This is a genomic window from Candidatus Nitrosotalea sp. FS (assembly GCF_011319475.1).
In the GTDB taxonomy this organism is placed as follows: Archaea; Thermoproteota; Nitrososphaeria; order Nitrososphaerales; family Nitrosopumilaceae; genus Nitrosotalea.
On the sequence record NZ_RCMC01000070.1, the window covers coordinates 1 to 518 of the forward strand.

General features: G+C 41.9%; 1 protein-coding gene. It reads left to right on the top strand.

Annotated features, from left to right (window positions below; all coding sequences use genetic code 11):
* Positions 1-21: 21 nt before the first annotated feature.
* Positions 22-518, top strand: a 497-nt coding sequence (locus DYY66_RS03045) for a hypothetical protein (protein ID WP_218583587.1), incomplete at its 3' end; no start/stop codon positions are given.

Consider the following 518-nt stretch of genomic DNA (forward strand, 5'->3'; position numbering starts at 1 on the left):
CAAAAGGCCATGGCAAAATACATGAGCTACTACCAATTTGCAGACTTGGATCAAACCAAGACAAACTGGTCTGGCCTTACAAGTACTAGCACTGATGAAACAAGCAGAGGACGAAACATTGACGCACAAGCACAAGTTTCAATCCAAAATGCAATTGCACAATTTGATACTATTCATGTTCAACAGTTGGTCGATCTTCAAGCAAATGACTACAAGGGACTTAACGACACATCAACTGATATGCAAGGCAGAGACCGAAACGCCATGCTTGATCAAGCACGTGCTACATCGCTTGCACAAGCACAAGATATTGTAGGACAACTAGTAAAGATCCAGCAAAGCTATGCTGGTTTTGAACAAGGCCCAACAACTGATTCTGTCGCAACTTATGATAGACAAACTCAGATTGTAAAGAACATGGGTGATAGTGAAGCCCAGGCAGCAGCCTTGGTTAACCAACTTGCTAAAGTTGATCAAGTATACGTAGACTTGAACCAATATGTTGATCCAACACAGTT